The sequence below is a fragment of the Mesorhizobium sp. M4A.F.Ca.ET.022.05.2.1 genome (genome assembly GCF_003998845.1).
In the GTDB taxonomy this organism is placed as follows: Bacteria; Pseudomonadota; Alphaproteobacteria; order Rhizobiales; family Rhizobiaceae; genus Mesorhizobium.
Map to the genome: position 1 here is coordinate 1 of NZ_RZOJ01000088.1, position 17,674 is coordinate 17,674.

Below are 17,674 nucleotides of genomic sequence, written 5' to 3' on the forward strand. Positions count from 1 at the left end.
CTTGAAGCACGTGAGCACCGGAAGCGCAGGAAGCCGCCGTTTGCAGGCCGGCCTCACCTGAATATCGATACACTCTATTGCAGGCTCGAGCCAAAGTCCTCACCCTCGCGCGCCAGCGCCATTTCGGTGATGGCGATCAGCGTTTCGGCGCGCGTCTTCAGGTCCGCCGCCTCGAGCAGCGCCTGTTTCTCGGCCGGGCCATAGGGCGCCATCATCGACAGCGCATTGACCAGCATGGCGTTTTCAGCGCGGCTGACGCTTTCCCAGTCGGCTTCGAGATCGTTGGCCTGCAAATAGGCGCGAAACGCTTTCAGCAGCGACGGCCGGTCGACTTCGGCGCCGGCGCGGTCTTCGTCGAGATCGGCGAGGAAAGGCGCGATCCGGCATAGCCGGAACGGCGTCTTGGTGGCGGCCTCATGCGTGATGCGAAACCGGCAGACGCCTTGCAGCGAGATCAGGTAGCGGCCGTCGCCGCTCTCGGCCAGCGAGATGATGCGCCCGGCGCAGCCGACGCTGCACAGTTCCGGCTCGCCGTCGTCGCGCAGCGCGCCGTCGAGGCTGGGCTGGATGATGCCGATCAGTCGCGCACCCCCGACCGCCTCGTCGACCATCTGCAGATAGCGCGGCTCGAAAATGTTGAGCGGCATGCGCCCACCCGGCAAGAGCAGCGCGCCGGCAAGCGGAAACACCGGGATCGTCGCCGGCAGATCGGCTCCACGCCGGTAGTGCGCGTTTCCCGCCTGCAATCAGTCCTCCGATCGCCTGAAGCGTCTCAAACCCGCGATCTCCTCCATCCCCGCGCGAAGCCGGGGCCGCGCGCCGTGCTCTAACATGGCGCACCTGCGCCCGGCCGCAAGCCCATCCGGCAAAAACAGCCGGCGAACGGCCTCAGGAAAACAGCAGCGACGACAGTTTGCGCCGCGCCGCCAGCGTCGCCTCGTCGGTCATGCCCCAGGCCTCGAAGAACTTCAGCAGTTGCGCCTTGGCGCCGTCATCGTTCCAGCTGCGGTCGGCCTTGATGATCGCCAGCAGATTGTCGGCCGCTTGCGTCCGCTCGCCGCGGGCGTTCTGGATCATCGCCAGGTCGAAGCGCGCCTGGTGGTCGGCCGGATTGGCGGCAAGGCGCCGCTCGAACTCCGCCGGATTGCCGAGCGAGGCGGCCTGCGCGGCAAGCGCGATCCTGGCGCGCAGCGCGGCAAGCTGCGGCGCGTCCTTCTTGTCTTCCGGCGCCCGCGCCAGAACGGCCTCGGCGCCTTCCGTGTCGCCGGCCTCGAACAGCACTTCGCCGAGCCCGGCGATCGCCTCGATCGTCTCCGGCGCCTGTTCGAGAATGGCATCGTAGATGTCGGCGGCGGTCTGGACGTCGCCCGCCCCGCGCGCCTCGGCTGCCGCCGCCAGCGCCTCGCCCACCTGGTTGCCGGCGCCGTTCTTGCCGCCGACCTTCTTGATGAATTCGGCGATCTGGCTCTCGGGGACGGCGCCCATGAAGCCGTCCACCGGCTGGCCGTTCTTGAAGGCGATGACCGCCGGGATCGACTGGATGCCGAGTTGGCCGGCGATCGAGGGATGATCGTCGATGTTCATCTTGACCAGCTTGACGGTGCCGCCTGCGGCCTTGACCGCCTTTTCGAGCTGCGGCGTCAGCTGCTTGCAGGGGCCGCACCACGGCGCCCAGAAATCGACCAGCACCGGCTGGCGGCGCGATTCCTGGATGACGTCGGCGGCGAAGCCGGCCGTCGTCGTGTCCTTGATGAGGTCGGCCGGCGCCTCGCCGAGCGGGAGCTTGGGCTCGCCGCCGCCATATTGCACGGTCGTGGCATACTGGCCGCCACTGTTGCCGAACGGATTGTTGTCGCTCATGTCCTTGCCCTTCCAGTCGCGCTGCCGGCCAGCGGGGAGGCGCGACAATCCTTGCCTAGGTCAGTTTTCGCCATCCATGTGGCGATCAAGCCGAGACTTTCAAGATAACAGCATCGTGTCCGGTTGCCTCGACGAATCTGACGAGGTCGGCCGAGGCGATCGAGGTCGTCGCCTCGTTGGTGAGCGGGTGGGCGTTGACGACCGCATGGCTCATCAACTCCTGGTCGAGCACGACCTTGACCCGCCGCCCGCTGTCGTTGATCAGGCCGAAGACAGTGACCGCGCCCGGAATGACGCCGAGCAGTTCCATCAGCATTTCCGGCTTGCCGAACGACACCCGGCTGGCGGCGCCGATCAGATGATGTATCTGTTTGAGATCGACCTCCGCCTCCTCGCCGACGCTGACGAGGAAGAAATTGTCCTTCTTGTCCTTGAGGAAAAGGTTCTTGGTGTGGCCGCCGGCGATCTCGCCGCGCAACGCCTGCGAATCGGCGACCGTGTAGAGCGGCGGGTGGCGCACCGTCGACACGCTGATGCCGAGGTTGGCAAGAAAGGCATTGAGCTCGGCTTCGGTCTTCGGCATCGGTCCTCACTTCATTCCGGCGGACCATGCCGTTTACGGCCAATGGTGCCCTCTCGGCAAGGCCGTCCTGGAAGCCTACGGCAAACCCAAGCGCCGCAAAGCGATGCCGTTGGCACTTGAGAGCTGGCCGAAAAAAGCTCGTCATTTCCCTGTTGCAATCGCCGCGCTCTTCAGCCATATAGGCGCGGCTTGCGGCCGAGGCCGCGTGAGCGGGTGTAGCTCAGGGGTAGAGCACAACCTTGCCAAGGTTGGGGTCGGGCGTTCGAATCGCCTCACCCGCTCCAAATCTTCTCAGATTTGAAAAGCAAAAAGGGCCCGGGTAACCGGGCCTTTTTGCTGTCTGGCGCAAGGGAGCTTGCCGGGGAGCACACATCAATCTTCTTGATGAAATCTAGCTAGCCGGTCGGAGTGGCTTCGCCCGACGCGCGGTGTTGAGGAACGAGTCGGGTCCAGCTGGTCAAGACCTCGCCGCCGTTGCCGCCGAACACCAAGAAGGCCGCCCACGGCAACCGTACGCAGGTGACCGAGGACGGCTCGATAGCGTCAGCGGCAGCGGGTCAGCAGCATCATGCCGAAAAGGAATTGACATGCACGCTCCAGCCTCTTGTCACCGTCAGGCTCGCTTGGATCAAACAATATGCTACCAAGCACCTGCACATAGGGCTTGAGATAATTGACCGATAGCGGCCGGTCTGGCGGAAATCCGATATTAAACTTTGACGGGTTGCCCCCATTTGGCTTTTTCTGATCCTCGGTGACCTCGATCGTACAATTTCCGTCTGTAATCTCCGCGGACCCGCCGGCTTGCAGCTCGTGATAGACTTTTAGCTTTGTGTTTCCCTCGTATCCGGCGTGGCCGATCAGCAGGCCAGGCCTCTCCGCCTTGTGGTTGTTGTCTTTAAAATAGTCATAATTGTTGGCGGTCAGAATGAGGTTTTTCGTAACATTTACATACCCATCCGCGCTCGGAATTTCAGCGTTGAAGTTGTTGTCCTGAAAGATTTTAAGCTTAGCCATTTTTCTCCCTCCATTTAGCCAATTGGATTCGGATGTCCCGCCATAGCAATCAGGTCGGGCATAGAGAAATGTCTGAGATTTGCAGATGGCAACTGTGGTCGCCACGCCGGCTGGGAAAGAATTGAGTTCGCACTTGATTCGATCGCCGCATGAACAGTTTCCATCACTATGCGACTTCCCAGCGGACCCAGGTGGCATCCACCGCAAAAATGCTCTGCCTCTCTCAGGATGTAATACCAAAGGGGCGTTCGGGTCAGCAGGTCGGGGTGCTCAGTGAAGGCTTGCCGGACTGATGGGTCGTCCGTCGGGATTTGTTCAGGCAAAAGGTAGGCCAGTGGCGGCTGCTGCTTCGAAGCCAATGCAGCGTTGGTCAAAAAGACAGCATGTTGCGCAGTGGCGAGGCCCAGTTCATGGCCCGTTTTCATGGTCTCCTCGGCGAGTGCGAACACGTCCCCCGGAGCCGGGTTGCTGCACAATTCGTCGAACAGGCAGCTGGGCAGGCTTGCTAATGCAGGGGAGAGGCTAAGATTGATCTTACTTGCTTTGATCGGTTCAATCGCCAGCGCATCATAAGCGGTGCCAGAAAAGTCCAGCAACAGAAACCAGTTCGTGACCCAGTTCCTCAGAAGGCGGTGGGCTGATGAGCTCAACTTGTCGCCAGAATTTGCATAGCTGGATTCCATGAATTCGGACAGCCGCGCCAAGCCCTCGATCCGGTTCCACGGTCGATACGCATCCCTGATCATGCTGTGGCCGAAACGTGCAACCGCCGCCCCGAATTCGATAGGAAGCCAATCTGGGTTTTGAGACGATGCTCCGGCCTTAACGATGCAGCGGCCGTGTTGCATGACACTGCGAAAAGAGGATCGATCCACGATGCGGGGCAGATAGTCGTGCAAAACCGCAGATTGGAAATGCTGCAGCCAAATGCGACGAACTTTCTGCCACCACACTTTGTCGTAGGACCCCTTCTTGGCGGGGTCGTAGCCCTCTCTTTTCGCAATGGCATTGAAAAACTTTAACAAGGCCACGTGACACTGCGCCAACGGCAAGAAGTCATCGTTGCGGCTGTCTACTATCAGCGGCTTGCCTTCCTCAGGCAGTTCGAGATCGACACGCGGCAGATCTTCAGCCATGACCACGCTGCCTGACGTACAGCCTATCGGCAACGGTCCGGAGTCATGACATCCGGTCCCCGGCATAACTGCTGCATCAATCCGGAGCACACTGTCGAGGTCGAGAGCAGGTGTTCTATCGTTGGGGGGATCCTTACCCGGTCCCATGAAACTGATATCGTGGAAGATAAACTGGCCGAAATAAGTGTACCCTGCCGGGATGTCGCTATCATCCGACGAGGCATAGGGCTTATGGATAAGTGCCTCTCCAAGCGCCGCCAGAGCTTTTATGGGCGGAAGCGCCTTGCCATCGTGCCACCCGAAGATGTGCTTATAGGTGGGCGTGTTGGCTCCGCGGACCAACGTCAAGAATTCTTCGTGGCCAACTTCCTTTGGCGTCTTGCGACGCTCAAATAGCAAGATACGGTCATTCGCACTGACGAGATAAGCTTTTTGAGCATGGCGGGCCATAGTATTCCCCCCTGGCCGTATTTTAGTATGAGCTTATCAACGGATCGGCACAAGTCGGCAGTTTCGCATTTTTGTCTCATCGGGCCTAAAAGCCTGCGAGTATTTGGAACGGCATCAATGACGGCGTTGTGGGCTGATGGATCAAGGGAGCTTGTGCGCGTGCACATCGACCTGGCATAGCCGTGCCAGATCACGCCGATCCTCGTCCCGCTTGATTGGGAAGGCGCCTAGAAACCAGTCCAAGATGTCCTTCAAAGTCGGTGGTGCAGGTCCTGCCCAGGCTGCGGCAACGGACTCCTGCAATTGCATCAGCGCCGCGCGAGCTTCATCTGTTCTTCCCAGCCTGCACAGGGCGGCAGTCTTCCAGCCGGCGGTGTCGACTATTGCGTTTCTGGACCGATCGGCCGCCGCGATTGCGCCTTCGAAGTCTCCGGCAAAATAGCGGATTACCGAGATGTGTGACCACTGGTAGTCCAAAAACATGGATGTCAAATCCATTGCACGCTCCAAGAACTGAGTAGCTGGACCGACGCGGCCCATGAACGCCATACCCAGAGCAGCCGACACCAACGTTTTTGGACTGTTGGGGTTAAGTTCAGCGGCTAGTTCGTAGTGCACTTCCGACTGTTCGAAATGTCGAGTCATCGCCGTTGACCACGCAACGACCAAATGATTGCGCGCGTCGAGTGGATCGAGGGCGACAGCGCGCTGCGCCAGTTCGGCAGCCCGCTTCGTTATCGAAGGATCTGCCGCAATTCCCGGTCGAATGAATTGCCGCGCATTGTGGATGCTGGCCAAACTGGCGTAGGCCGGAGCGAAATTCTGGTCAGCAACGATCGCGCCTTCGAATAGCCGTTCGGCTTCGTCGTCGGCGTCTGGTGTCCAGCGAGTCAGTAGATCCTCGCCGCGCAACCAGGCATCATAAACACCGAGATCTTGCGGGAGTCCTCTAACCTGGCGTGACAGCCTGTCATGCGAGAGGTAAACCTCCAGAGTTGAAGCGATCTTTCCGACCACCTGCTTCTGCAAGGACAGCCAGTTTCCAAGCGAGAATCTAAATGCCTCGCTCCAAATGACATGGTTCGTACCGGGATCGCTGACCGAGACCACCAACTGCATATCATCCTGGCTGTCCACGCATTGGGCCGTCAGCAGATAGTCCGTGTCAGGACCCTCGATCGCGCCATCCTTCAACTCGATAACTGTGAACTCCCGAAATTTGGACAAGTTGGCGACTAATTCGGAGCGGAACCCCCAGACCAGGGGAGAGATTCTCTTGGGTCGAGCCTCGAACTTTCCAACCGCGAGCGTTGGCGCTGGTCCACCAGGCCGACGTGCCTTTTTGTTCTGAGACAACAGCGGTTCTGGAGCTTTCAGCGCTTCCGCCAAAGCTGTCGTTTCCACGCTTGGCGCCAGCTGATATCGCTCACGCAGAAATGCGCGCAGGGTTTCGTAAACCCGCATTGCGGCGGCGACGTTGTGCAATTCGGCATGGTGGCGGATAAGACAGCGTGCAGCGCGCTCATGGCTAGGCTCGAGCACCAATAGGGCATTTGCCGCCCTGCGCATTGCAGGTTCGGACATCTCGAAGCGTTCCAGCATGGCCTCTAAGGCCTCCAATGCGTGGTCACGCCAATTGTGCCTGGTCACGCTTAGCCACGCGCTGAACAGGTCGCTGGTGCCTTCCAGGCCAAATAGGATCGCCTCAGACCAATCCGATCGTTTGAGGAGCAGGTCGTCGATCTTGCCCTCTCCAAGATCCTTCAACATGCGAACGACATCGACGCTTATGCGCGAGGGGCTTAACCCGATAATATTTCCGCGCCTGAGAATTCCCGCCGCCGAGTCGCCCGCAATTGATTTTTCCGCGATCTGCAGGCAATTCGCCATTGCGCGCCGAGCGGCTACCTGGCTTCGTTCTGGCCAAATTAAGGTAGCCAGCCGGTCATGCACCTCCTGATAGTTGCTGGACAGTGCAAGGTAACCGATCAGCGCCTGCGCTTTCGGGGAACGCAATGCGATTGCTTCGCCATCTTCCCGGTAAAGGCCCAGCCCATCGATGACCGAAATCAGCCGCTGATGGCCGTTGTCTGGGACATCAGCAACGTTGGAAGCAACCACATAGTAGAGCGCCAGCGGCTCGGGCATATTCTTCAAGGCGGGCCGCCCGGCGAAACGAAACCGCCACCGCGCGGTGTTGCGGGCCGCCCAATAGACGTCTTGCGTTACGCACACGCCGCCCGGCTCGGCCATCGTCTGTACCCGGGCAGCAACGTTTATTGCATGGCCGAACACATCGCCGTCACGACGATGAACCTCTCCAATATGCAGTCCGATCCGGAACCGACTGTAAAACGGTCTCTTGTCCAGGAGATCGGCCAGGGTACCCTGCATGAAAATGGCGTAGTCGATGGCGCTCGATACACCGTCAAACAAGATCAGGACCCCATCGCCGGTCGTCTTTATGAACTCTGCGCCGAATTCCTCGCAATGGGTTTGAAAGAGTTGGAAACAGAGCGAAACGAGATCCAGGGTTCCAAGTTCATCGGCGGCGGTCAGCCGGCTATATTGAGCCAGATCCGCAAACAGAATTGTTCTAAGTGCCGCTCGCTCCGATCGCGCTTGCATGGCCGCCCGCTGCCTGCCCTGTCGAATGTGCTATTCTGCTCTCCAACGCGGGCTTAGTCGACGGCACAACGACACTCATGACAAATGCTTTCATGAATGGTTGCGAACACGCCAGGGTCGGCGAACTGTTCAACGTGATTGACTTGCCTGTGACGGATGTTCCGGTTCACTTCGCGATCGCGATCCCGAATGATGCCTTGTTGCAATTGCCAATGATGCCTCGCGCAGCAATGCCAGAAACAGGCAGACTGGCCAGCGGTCGCGGATTGAGCATCGACGACTGCCGGGCGAGTTGCCTCGGCGAGGCAGCGGAACTCTTCAGTTGCTGCTCGTGGGGTGACGAGCCGGTGATCACCGCTACGGCCGACGAGATCGGACCGGCGGCAATCGCACCTGAAAGCCTGAATGGCTTCAGTCCAGATCAGATCGTAGCCCGCGCTGCGTGGAATAGAGAAAACACCGGCTTCGACTGGCGACCTCCGATCCGGCATCAATCTGCGGTGCTGGATTGGCTTAGGGTTGAGGATGCATTTGGCGGCGATGGGGCGTTCATACCCGCAGACTTCGCCTTCATAGGACGTCGAGAGGCCGGCGATGAGGCCGCGGTAGCGATCGGCGACAGCAATGGGTGCGCGGCAGGGACCACCGCGGACGCTGCGAAACTGGCGGCCATCCTGGAACTGGTTGAGAGGGATGCTACCGGTAGATGGTGGTATGGAAGAAGGCAGCGCCAAATCATTGATTTGTCCTGTCTCATCGGCATCGATACGCTTGTCGACTGGCTATTGCATCGCGGACGTCGAACCTGGCTCTTCGATATCACCTCTGATATCGACATCCCGGTGGTGGCCGCCGCTTCAGCAGAACCGGACGGCAAGGACGTCTCGCTAGGCTTTTCTGCTGGCCAAAGCCTCCAATTGGCAGCCACGGCCGCGTTGACGGAAATGCTTCAGATGGAAATTTCGCTCGGGGCTGCGCGAGCGCTTGGTGACAATGCTGGCGGTTGGCGGCGATGGCGAGAGAAAGTCTCAATGACGACCCCACCTCTGAACATGGCCTCGATCCAACAGGTCGCGCCAAATCGATCTCCTCCTGCGGGCGAGCGTGACCTGTCAGACGTACTCAACGCCTTGGCGCACAGAGGAATCGATTTGTGGTTTGCCGAAATGACACGCGCGGAATTCGGCATTCCCGTGTTTCGCGCTTTATCGACCCTGCTTTGTCATTACAAGCCACGGTTCGCACCAGCCCGTCTCCTGGCTCCCGATGCCCGCGATCTAAGCTGCGGCGCCGGTTCGCCAGCCGACCAGCCGCTGCTTTTGATTTAGTTCCAAGGCCCGCGGCCTTTTCGCTTTCTGGGGACTGACGCCTCGGTGTCGGCGTTGCGGCTTTTGCTTCGACCTACGCCAGCCGCGCCCGCGTCGTCCTCGGTGTCGCCAGCAGCAGGCTGGTTTCGCTCCCCGTTATGCCGGGGATCAGCCGTATCCGCCGCAGCACGGCGTCGAAATCGGTGAGCGACGCGGTTCCGAGTTCGACCACCAGGTCCCAGCGGCCGTTGGTGGTGTGGATGGTGGAAACCTCGGGGAAGCCGCCCAGCGCCCTGATCACACGGTCCGCTGCGTGGCCCTCGATCTCGATCATCATGACGCCGCGCATGCGCTGGTCGACCGCGTCGGCGCGCAGCACCACCGTGTAGCCGATGATCTCGCCCGCTTTCTCCAGCCGCTCCATGCGCGATCGCACCGTCGCGCGCGAAACGCCGAGGTCGACCGCGAGATCGGAGACGCTGCGCCGCGCATCGTGCCTCAGCAGCGTCACCAGCCTTTCGTCAAGCGTATCCATGATTTTCCATTTCGATCAAACTATATGTCCAATATGATAGATCAGCCTTTTCGAAATGCCAATTTCGCCTGTTCAATCCGCCACCGGATGATGGTTCACTCCTGCGATCAATCGCAAGGACGGAAAGAATCATGCGCTGCAGGATCGTTGGCGCGCCGGTGCAGGACGGTGCGGGCAGGATGGGATGCGAGATGGGGCCGAGCGCGTTGCGCACGGCCGGGCTGGTCTCGGTGCTGGCGGAACTCGGCCACCAGGTCGAGGACTGGGGCACTGTAGAGAAGGCTGAGGGACGCGCCGTCGTTCACGGCAATCTCGCGCTGAAAGCGCTGCCGGAGATTTCCGCCTGGACGGCGGCGATCGCCGAGACCGCTTACGCGGCTTCCCGGGAAGCCATGCCGATCTTCCTTGGTGGCGACCATTCGATCTCCGCCGGCACCGTATCCGGTGTCGCCCGCCGGGCCGCGGAGCTTGGCCGGCCGCTCTTCGTGCTGTGGCTCGACGCGCATCCGGATTTTCACACCCTCGACACCACCACCAGCGGCAATCTGCATGGCGTGCCGCTCGCCTATGCCAGCGGTCGCCCCGGCTTCAACGGCTACTTTCCCGACCTGCCGCAAGCGGTCGATCCTGCCCGCATCTGCGCCATGGGCCTGCGCAGCGTCGATCCGGCCGAGCGCCGCGCGCTGAACGAGGCGGGCGTCACCGTGCATGACATGCGCACTATCGACGAGCATGGCATTGCGCCTTTGCTGCGCGCCTTCCTGGCCAAGGTCGAGCAGGAAAACGGCCTGCTGCATGTCAGCCTCGATGTCGATTTCCTCGACCCGTCGATCGCGCCGGCCGTCGGCACCACCGTGCCCGGTGGCGCCACCTTCCGCGAGGCGCATCTGGTGATGGAGATGCTGTCCGACAGCGGGCTGGTTTCCAGCCTCGACCTGGTCGAGCTCAACCCGTTCCTCGACGAGCGCGGCCGGACCGCCACCCTGATGGTCGACCTCACCGCCAGCCTGATGGGCCGTCGCATCATGGACCGCCCGACCCGCAGCCATTCCGGAAGCCTCTGATCATGACCCAACCGTCCCGCCTTGCCATTGTCCCCTTCGTCAGCGTCGACCGCATGATGAAGCTGGTGCTCGCCATCGGCGTCGAGCGCTTTCTCACCGAGCTCGCCGCCTATATCGAGGAGGATTTCCGCCGCTGGGAGCTGTTCGACAAGACGCCGCGCATTGCCTCGCACAGCCATGACGGCGTCATCGAGCTGATGCCGACCAGCGACGGCAAGATGTACGGCTTCAAATACGTCAACGGCCATCCGAAGAACATGCGCGAGGGCCGCCAGACGGTCACCGCCTTCGGCGTGCTGGCCGATGTCGGCTCCGGCTATCCGATGCTGCTGACCGAGATGACCATCCTGACGGCGCTGCGCACCGCCGCCACTTCCGCCGTCGCGGCCAAATATCTGGCGCCGAAGGGTTCGCGCGCCATGGCCATCATCGGCAACGGCGCCCAGTCCGAATTCCAGGCCATCGCCTTCAAGGCGCTGCTCGGCATCGACAGGCTGCGGCTCTACGACATCGATCGCCAGGCTTCGGAAAAATGCGCCCGCAACCTTGCCGGCAAGGGTTTTGACATCACCATCTGCGCCACCGGGCAGGATGCGGTGGAAGGTGTCGACATCATCACCACGGTGACCGCCGACAAGCAGTACGCCACCATTCTCACCGACAACATGGTCGGCTCCGGCGTCCACATCAACGCCGTCGGCGGCGACTGCCCCGGCAAGACGGAACTGCATCGCGACATCCTGTTGCGCTCCGACATCTTCGTCGAGTTTCCGCCGCAGACGCGCATCGAGGGCGAAATCCAGCAGCTCGACGCCGACCATCCGGTGACCGAGCTGTGGCAGGTGATGACCGGCAAGGCGCAAGGCCGCAGGGCGCCGGAGCAGGTCACGCTGTTCGATTCCGTCGGCTTCGCAACGGAGGATTTTTCCGCGCTGCGCTATGTTCGCGACCAGTTGCAGGCCACCGGCCTCTATGAGGAGCTAGACCTGCTCGCCGATCCCGACGAGCCGCGCGACCTGTTCGGCATGCTTTTGAGGGCAGGTTTGCAGCCGGCGGCTTGAGGGAATGAGCACGTATCTCCCCCCTTGAGGGGGAGATGGCCGGCAGGCCAGAGGGGGTCGGTTCGACTGGGCTCGGCCTGCTTGTGCAGATGGAGGTTGGCGCTTCATGCGCAGAGACCCCCTCTGTCGCCTTCGGCGACATCTCCCCCTTAAGGGGGGAGATTACGCGCTACCCGCGCAACGGCGCGCAGCTTTCGCGTTCGACGAGGACAGGCGTCAGGACTTCCCGTCGCGACGGCGCGGCCGGCTCGCCGAGACGTTCCAGCAGCAGGCTCACTGCCCGCGTTCCGATCTTCTCCACCGGCTGCGCGATCGTCGTCAACGGCGGCCAGGTGGTGACGGCGTAGGGGATGTCGTCGAAGCCGACCAGCGACATGTCGTCGGGAACGCGCAATCCGCGCGAACGCAGCGCGGTGATGGCGCCCATGGCCATCAGGTCGTTGCAGGCGAATACCGCCGTGATGTCGGGCGCCTGCGTTAGCAGCCGCTCCATAGCCAGCCGGCCGCCGGCGAAATGATAATCAGAATCGACCACTGCTGAGGCAGGCAGGTCGACGCCTGCTTCCCCCAGCGCCCGGGTGAAGCCGCGCAGGCGGGCCGGGCTGGAGCTCGAATCGCGCGGGCCGCCGATGACGCCGATCCGCTTGTGCCCGAGCCCGACCAGGTGCCGGCCGGCGAGATAGCCGCCGTGATCGTGGTCGACCAGCACGGAATCGACGTTGACGGAATGGATCTCGCGGTCGAGCAGCACCGCCGGCACATCTGGCAACAGACGCGAGAACACCCGCGCGTGGTCGGACGAGCCGGCAAAGATCAGCCCGTCGATCTGCTTGGCCATCAGCACCGAAAGATAGCGCTCTTCCTTTTCGGCGCTGCCGTCGGAGTTGCACAGGATCACCGTATAGCCGGCGACGAACCCGGCATCCTCGATCTGGCGCGCGACGCTGGCGAAGAACGGGTTGGAGTTGTCCGGCAGAAGCAGGCCGATGGTCTTGGTCTCGCCGCGCCTGAGGCTTCGCGCCAGCGAATTCGGGCTGTAGCGCAGCGCCGCGATCGCCGCGCGCACGCGCTCGGCCGTCTCCGGCTCGACATGGCGCGTGCGATTCATCACATGCGAGACCGTTGCGACGGACACTCCCGCATAGCGCGCGACATCGGCAATCGTTGTCATGGCCCCTGGTCCCAGCGCTCCTACATTTCCCACGCAATTCCGGACGGAAAACCGCTACGCACTTTTCCTGGAATTGCCCTAGTGCATGATGCCGAAAAGTGTGAAGCGGTTTTCGGAAGACATCATGCTCTATCTCTTTGATTTAGAGCCGGATTCAGATTTCAGGTCGATTCGACCTGAAATCATCCGGCTCTAGCGTATCTTGCGCAACAGCCTCTCCCGATATGCGTCTAGGATGACGGCGAGCACGATGACAAGCCCAATCACGATCGGCTTGAAATTGTCGCCGACGCCGAGCAGCTGCAGACCGGTGCTCAGAACCTGCAGAATACAGGCGCCGACCAGCGTGCCGACGATCGAGCCCTTGCCCCCGCTGAGGCTCGTGCCGCCGATGATGACGGCGGCGATCGCATTGAGTTCGTAGCCGACGCCGGCGATCGGGCTGCCGATGTTGAGGCGCAACAGATAGACCATCGCCGCGATGCCCGCGGTCAGGCCGCTGATGGTGAAGGCCGCCACCTTGTAGAAATCCGGATTGTGGCCGGAGAGCCGCACCGCCTCGTCGTTGGTGCCGACGGCGAAGATCATGCGGCCGAAGACGGTGAAGCGCAGCACGAACCAGCCGATCGCGATTACCAGCACCGCGACAAGGAAGATCGAGGGCAGGAAGCCGCCGATGATCAGATTGCCGAAATCGACGAAGCTTTGCGGCAGGCCGGTGATGGTCGAATTGTCGCTGACCACGCGGGCCGCGCCCGCGGCCATGTTGAGCATGCCGAGCGTGACGATGAAGGACGGAATCTTCCAGCGCGTCGAAATCCAGCCGTTGAGGAAGCCGCAGGCAGCACCGGTCGCCATGCAGGCGATGAGCGCCAGCGTGATCGCCGCCGCCGGCGACAGGCTCTCGTTGATCATGATGGTGGCGCCCACGACCGTGCAGAGCGCCAGCACCGAGCCGACCGAAAGGTCGATGCCGCCGGTGAGGATGACGAAGGTCATGCCCGCGGCCAGAACCGTGTTGATGGCGATCTGAACGAAGATCTTGAGCGCGTTGCCCGGCGTGGCGAAATAGGGCGCGCTGATGGAGAAGAAGATCGTAATCAGCACCAGCGCCAGGAGCACGCCGGCGTCGCGGATGAGAAAGCGCAGGAATTTCGCCCTGCCGGGGGAAACAGGCGCCGACACGACAGCCTCGGACGTCTCGCTCATGGTCTCACATACTCCTGATAGGCGAGCGACAGGATGCGCTCCTGGTCGAATTCGGCGCGCGGCACCTCGCCGACTATTCTGTTCTTGGAAAAGACGATGATGCGGTGGCACATGCCCATCAGCTCGGGCAGGTCGGACGACACCATGATGATGCCTTTCTGCGCCGCCGCCAGCATCCACAGGAGCTGATAGATCTCGCGCCGCGCGCCGATGTCGACGCCGCGCGTCGGCTCGTCGAGGATCAGCGTCGAGGTGCCGCGGAACAGCCATTTGGCCAGCACCACCTTCTGCTGGTTGCCGCCCGAAAGGTTGCGCACCGCCTGCTCGATCGAGCTTGCCTTGACGCGCAGCTGGCCTACCAGGTCGGTGGCCGCCGCGGCTTCGGCCCTGCGGTTGACCAGCCCATGGCGCGAGACCTTGCCGAGATCGGTGATGGTGATGTTCTTGTCGACCGGCAGGTCGAGCAGCAGGCCCTGCCCCTTGCGGTCTTCGGTCAGCAGGCTCAAGCCATGCCGCACCGCATCCTTGGGCGCCGTGATCGCCACTGGCCTGCCGTCGATGGCGACGACGCCGTCAAGTTTCGGATCGGCCCCGAACAGCGCCCGCATGGCTTCCGTCCGGCCGCTGCCGACCAGTCCGGCGACGCCGAGGATCTCGCCATGTCGCACATCGAAGGAAATCGCCGGTGTCGTGGCGTCGCGCTTCAGGTTGCTGACACTGAGCGCGACCTTGCCCGGCACGATCGCGGCATCGAAGCTGTATTCGTCGGCGATGTCCCGGCCGATCATCATGCGCACAAGGTCCGGAACGGTGAGGCCTTGCAGGTCGCGGGTCGCGACCAGCCTGCCGTTGCGCAGCACGGTGACCCGGTCGCCGATCTCGAACACCTCGTGCAGGCGGTGGGAGATATAAATGATAGTAACGCCCCTGGCCTTCAGCCGCTTGATGATGGCGAAGAGACGCTCGATTTCCGGTGGCGTCAGCGTCGCCGTCGGTTCATCGAGGACGAGAAGCTTGCTGTCATAGCTCAGCGCCTTGGCGATCTCGACCAGTTGCATCTGCGCGACGCCGAGCGCCTCGACGCGCGTCCTTGGATCGATGTCGAGCCCGACCTCCTTGAGCAGGGCCAAGGCGCGCCGGTTGAGCGCCTTGCCGTCGACGATGCCGAAGCGACGGCGCGGCAGGCTTTCCAGCATCAAATTCTCGGCGATGCTGAGATAGGGCAGCAGGTTGAGCTCCTGATGCACGATGCGGATGCCGCTCTGCTGCGCATCGTGCGGCGTCTTCGGCTGATATGGCGCGCCGTTGAAGGCGATCGCGCCGCCGTCCGGCCGGTAGATGCCGGCCAAAAGCTTGATCAGTGTCGACTTGCCGGCGCCGTTCTCGCCCAGGATGATGTGGGTTTCGCCGCGCGCGATCGACAGCGACACATCGCTCAGCGCGACGGCGCCGGGGAAAATCTTCCCGACCCCTTCAAGGGAAAGAATGACGTCGTCCATGCGGCATGATCCTGATTGCGCTCTTCTACCGCATAATCCGGCAGGTGCGCGCGGTCATCGCCGCCGGAATTGCCGGGCGGCGATGACAAGGCGTGCGGGGCGGAGCGACGGCGCCAGCATTTGAGATGCTGGCGCCGTTGCGCTGCCTCAGGCGGTGACCAGCTTGATGTCGGTCTTGACCCAGCCGGAGAACTTCTCGCCGGCGAGCTCGCGCAGACCGTAGTCGATGCCGAGGGCCGCCATCTGCGCGCCATACTGCTCGACCGTGGCCAGCATCTTGCCTTCCTTCAGCAGCGGCCCGACCGCCGGGATGTTGTCGAAGCCGACCACCTTGATCTGGCCGGACTTGCCGGCCGCGTCGATCGCCTTGACGACGCCGAGCGCCATCGAATCATTGGCCGCCATCACGCCCTGGATGTCGGGGTGCTGGGTCATGAAGTTGGTCATCAGCGTGTTGGCTTCCTCGGTCTCCCAATGCGCCGTCTTCGAATCGAGCAGGTCGAGGCCGTGTTCCTTCACCGCATCGTCGAAGCCGAGCTTGCGCTCCTTGGCGTTGTCGGCCTCGGGATTGCCCTCGAGGATGACCACCTTGCCGCCCTTGCCCAGCGCCTTGCCGAGCGCATCGCCGGCGAGCTTGGCGCCGGCGCGGTTGTCCGGACCGAAGAAGGCGAGGTCGATGCCCGCCTTCTTCTTGGCTTCGGCATCGAGCGCGACGTCGATGTTGATGACCTTGATGCCGGCCTTCAGCGCCTTGGCGATCGGCGTCACCATGGCCTTCGAATCGGCGGGTGCGACGACGATGACGTTGAAGTTCTGGGTGATAAAATTCTCGATGGCATCGACCTGCGCGGCGAAGTCGCGCTCGTCCTTCATGCCGACGGCGGCGAAATCGAACTTGTCCTTGTTCTTGGCCGCGTACTCCTCGGCTCCAGCCTGCATCTGCTTGAAGAACTCGTTGGCGAGCGACTTCATGACCAGGCCGACCTTGGGCTTGTCGGCGGCGAGCGCCGGGCCGAGCGGCAGCGCCAGGGCGCCCGCTGCCAATGCGCTGCTTTTGAGGAACTGACGACGCGAGAACTGGTCCAGGTCGAGACCAAGCGCGTTTGGATCCTTGCAACGAGGCGGCTTGCCAATCGGAACACGCGGCACACTGGCGGGACGTCGGCTATTTGACACCCGCCCTGCGGAAATCGGAGGGCGACATGCCGGCGAGCTTGCGGAACGACTTGTTGAAGGCGCTGAGCGAGCCGAAGCCCGAATCCATGGCGACGCGCAGCACGTTGGCGTCCTCATGCATCAAGAGCGCCTGCGCATAGCTCAGCCGCAGCAGGTTGACATACTCGTTGAGCGTCATCCCGGTCGACTTCTTGAAGATGCTCATGGCGTATTTCGGATGGATGTCGACGACAGCCGCTATGTCGACGCAGTCGATCTCATAGAGGAAATTCTCGGCGATGAAGTCGCACATGCGCCCGACATTGCGCGACGACTGCTGGTCGAAGGGGCTGCCCGCCGAATGTGCGGCGGGAACCCTAGAAACAAGCCGGTAGGGTTCGAACCGCACCCGCTCCAGCCGCAGCAGCAGCTCGTTCACCGCATGCTCGGCTTTGGCCGCGTCGCCCGAGCGGGCGTAGCTGTTCCAGCGCTCGAAATTGTGGTTGTCGGCCTGGTCGGTGGCCGACGTCACCAGCGTGGCGCCCGTCATCAGCCGGTGCCGGACATCGGTGGGTAGATGCAGCCGGAAGAAATGCACCAGCGGCAAATGCGCCCCGGCATAGACGGCATCGTCACTGAGATCGTCCATCTGGTGCGGCAGGCCGCCCCAGAACAGGCACATCTCGCCGGCCGACAGCGAGATCTCGTGATCATTCATCAAGTAGTGCACGCTGCCGCGCACGATGAAATTGACTTCCACCTGCGCGTGCCAATGCGGCTTGAGCATAACCAGCGGCTGTGTGTGGAACATCTGCAGCATCAGCGGCATGCCTTCCACGCTGCTGGCGCCAGGCTGGTAGAACGGCCGTTCCGGCATCTTACTTTCCGCCAATTTTCTTTTCCCTTTGTCCGGGACAAGCCTTCCGCGCCGCATAATCTAGCCACGCTCACTGTGAGAGAGCAAATGAAATGGGAGGAGTTCAATGCGCACCACACTGA

15 protein-coding genes and 1 tRNA gene are annotated in these 17,674 nt (G+C 62.0%); 4 read left to right on the forward strand and 12 right to left on the reverse strand.

What is annotated here, in order from left to right; translation table 11 throughout:
* Positions 1-74: 74 nt before the first annotated feature.
* The 3 genes from EN745_RS12625 to EN745_RS12635 form a co-directional block, all read right to left on the reverse strand.
* Positions 75-746 (reverse strand): LON peptidase substrate-binding domain-containing protein, encoded by a 672-nt coding sequence (locus tag EN745_RS12625; protein ID WP_126057374.1) that lies wholly within the window; start codon positions 744-746, stop codon positions 75-77.
* Between the two features lie 142 nt (positions 747-888).
* The gene (trxA, locus tag EN745_RS12630; protein ID WP_127421392.1) at positions 889-1,860 is read right to left on the reverse strand and encodes a thioredoxin; all 972 of its coding nucleotides are present in this window, start codon (positions 1,858-1,860) and stop codon (positions 889-891) included.
* Between the two features lie 85 nt (positions 1,861-1,945).
* Positions 1,946-2,443: a prolyl-tRNA synthetase associated domain-containing protein gene (locus EN745_RS12635; RefSeq protein WP_126057372.1), complete on the reverse strand. Its 498-nt coding sequence runs from the start codon at positions 2,441-2,443 to the stop codon at positions 1,946-1,948.
* A gap of 209 nt (positions 2,444-2,652) precedes the next feature.
* On the opposite strand from EN745_RS12635, the gene EN745_RS12640 reads away from it, so the two are divergent.
* Positions 2,653-2,727: transfer RNA gene (locus tag EN745_RS12640), tRNA-Gly, on the forward strand.
* A 259-nt stretch (positions 2,728-2,986) separates the two neighbouring features.
* Here EN745_RS12640 and EN745_RS12645 read toward each other — a convergent pair.
* From EN745_RS12645 to EN745_RS12655, 3 genes are all read right to left on the reverse strand, one after another.
* Positions 2,987-3,460: a hypothetical protein gene (locus EN745_RS12645; protein WP_127421393.1), complete on the reverse strand. Its 474-nt coding sequence runs from the start codon at positions 3,458-3,460 to the stop codon at positions 2,987-2,989.
* A 14-nt stretch (positions 3,461-3,474) separates the two neighbouring features.
* Positions 3,475-5,046 carry a peroxidase family protein gene (locus EN745_RS12650; protein ID WP_127421394.1) on the reverse strand — a complete coding sequence of 524 codons (1,572 nt, stop codon included), beginning with the start codon at positions 5,044-5,046 and terminating at the stop codon, positions 3,475-3,477.
* Between the two features lie 141 nt (positions 5,047-5,187).
* On the reverse strand, positions 5,188-7,674 hold the full coding sequence (locus EN745_RS12655) for an adenylate/guanylate cyclase domain-containing protein (protein ID WP_127421395.1): 2,487 nt from the start codon (positions 7,672-7,674) through the stop codon (positions 5,188-5,190).
* A 77-nt stretch (positions 7,675-7,751) separates the two neighbouring features.
* Here EN745_RS12655 and EN745_RS12660 point away from each other — a divergent pair, with 77 nt between their 5' ends.
* Positions 7,752-9,002: a YcaO-like family protein gene (locus tag EN745_RS12660; RefSeq protein ID WP_126057355.1), complete on the forward strand. Its 1,251-nt coding sequence runs from the start codon at positions 7,752-7,754 to the stop codon at positions 9,000-9,002.
* Positions 9,003-9,075: 73 nt separating this feature from the next.
* Here the strand turns inward: EN745_RS12660 and EN745_RS12665 are convergent, their stop codons facing one another.
* The gene (locus EN745_RS12665; RefSeq protein ID WP_126057354.1) at positions 9,076-9,516 is read right to left on the reverse strand and encodes an Lrp/AsnC family transcriptional regulator; all 441 of its coding nucleotides are present in this window, start codon (positions 9,514-9,516) and stop codon (positions 9,076-9,078) included.
* 131 nt (positions 9,517-9,647) lie between these two features.
* On the opposite strand from EN745_RS12665, the gene rocF reads away from it, so the two are divergent.
* Together rocF and EN745_RS12675 are read left to right on the forward strand one after the other, a co-directional pair.
* Complete coding sequence (rocF, locus tag EN745_RS12670; protein ID WP_126057353.1) at positions 9,648-10,580, forward strand: arginase; 933 nt, start codon at positions 9,648-9,650, stop codon at positions 10,578-10,580.
* A 2-nt stretch (positions 10,581-10,582) separates the two neighbouring features.
* Positions 10,583-11,641, forward strand: coding sequence for an ornithine cyclodeaminase (locus EN745_RS12675; protein ID WP_126057352.1), 1,059 nt, complete (start codon positions 10,583-10,585; stop codon positions 11,639-11,641).
* Positions 11,642-11,810: 169 nt separating this feature from the next.
* Here the strand turns inward: EN745_RS12675 and EN745_RS12680 are convergent, their stop codons facing one another.
* The 5 genes from EN745_RS12680 to EN745_RS12700 form a co-directional block, all read right to left on the reverse strand.
* Entirely contained in the window at positions 11,811-12,812 is a 1,002-nt protein-coding gene (locus EN745_RS12680) for a substrate-binding domain-containing protein (RefSeq protein ID WP_126057351.1), read from the reverse strand.
* A gap of 192 nt (positions 12,813-13,004) precedes the next feature.
* A complete protein-coding gene (locus tag EN745_RS12685; RefSeq protein WP_126057350.1) occupies positions 13,005-14,021 on the reverse strand; it encodes an ABC transporter permease in 1,017 nt (338 codons plus the stop codon).
* Positions 14,018-15,520 carry a sugar ABC transporter ATP-binding protein gene (locus EN745_RS12690; RefSeq protein ID WP_127421396.1) on the reverse strand — a complete coding sequence of 501 codons (1,503 nt, stop codon included), beginning with the start codon at positions 15,518-15,520 and terminating at the stop codon, positions 14,018-14,020. The genes EN745_RS12685 and EN745_RS12690 overlap by 4 nt, the downstream gene beginning before the upstream one ends.
* A 147-nt stretch (positions 15,521-15,667) precedes the next feature.
* Positions 15,668-16,606: a sugar ABC transporter substrate-binding protein gene (locus tag EN745_RS12695; RefSeq protein WP_127421397.1), complete on the reverse strand. Its 939-nt coding sequence runs from the start codon at positions 16,604-16,606 to the stop codon at positions 15,668-15,670.
* 79 nt (positions 16,607-16,685) lie between these two features.
* Positions 16,686-17,552 carry a helix-turn-helix domain-containing protein gene (locus EN745_RS12700; RefSeq protein WP_126057347.1) on the reverse strand — a complete coding sequence of 289 codons (867 nt, stop codon included), beginning with the start codon at positions 17,550-17,552 and terminating at the stop codon, positions 16,686-16,688.
* Between the last annotated feature and the right edge of the window lie 122 nt (positions 17,553-17,674).

Bases quoted from the DNA above. Each gene is read 5' to 3' on its own strand.
- rocF (WP_126057353.1), top strand. From the start codon at position 9,648: ATGCGCTGCAGGATCGTTGGCGCGCCGGTGCAGGACGGTGCGGGCAGG.
- EN745_RS12660 (WP_126057355.1), top strand. From the start codon at position 7,752: ATGACAAATGCTTTCATGAATGGTTGCGAACACGCCAGGGTCGGCGAA.
- EN745_RS12700 (WP_126057347.1), bottom strand. From the start codon at position 17,552: ATGCCGGAACGGCCGTTCTACCAGCCTGGCGCCAGCAGCGTGGAAGGC.
- EN745_RS12645 (WP_127421393.1), bottom strand. From the start codon at position 3,460: ATGGCTAAGCTTAAAATCTTTCAGGACAACAACTTCAACGCTGAAATT.
- EN745_RS12650 (WP_127421394.1), bottom strand. From the start codon at position 5,046: ATGGCCCGCCATGCTCAAAAAGCTTATCTCGTCAGTGCGAATGACCGT.
- EN745_RS12635 (WP_126057372.1), bottom strand. From the start codon at position 2,443: ATGCCGAAGACCGAAGCCGAGCTCAATGCCTTTCTTGCCAACCTCGGC.
- EN745_RS12665 (WP_126057354.1), bottom strand. From the start codon at position 9,516: ATGGATACGCTTGACGAAAGGCTGGTGACGCTGCTGAGGCACGATGCG.
- EN745_RS12680 (WP_126057351.1), bottom strand. From the start codon at position 12,812: ATGACAACGATTGCCGATGTCGCGCGCTATGCGGGAGTGTCCGTCGCA.
- EN745_RS12690 (WP_127421396.1), bottom strand. From the start codon at position 15,520: ATGGACGACGTCATTCTTTCCCTTGAAGGGGTCGGGAAGATTTTCCCC.
- EN745_RS12685 (WP_126057350.1), bottom strand. From the start codon at position 14,021: ATGAGCGAGACGTCCGAGGCTGTCGTGTCGGCGCCTGTTTCCCCCGGC.
- trxA (WP_127421392.1), bottom strand. From the start codon at position 1,860: ATGAGCGACAACAATCCGTTCGGCAACAGTGGCGGCCAGTATGCCACG.
- EN745_RS12655 (WP_127421395.1), bottom strand. From the start codon at position 7,674: ATGCAAGCGCGATCGGAGCGAGCGGCACTTAGAACAATTCTGTTTGCG.
- EN745_RS12675 (WP_126057352.1), top strand. From the start codon at position 10,583: ATGACCCAACCGTCCCGCCTTGCCATTGTCCCCTTCGTCAGCGTCGAC.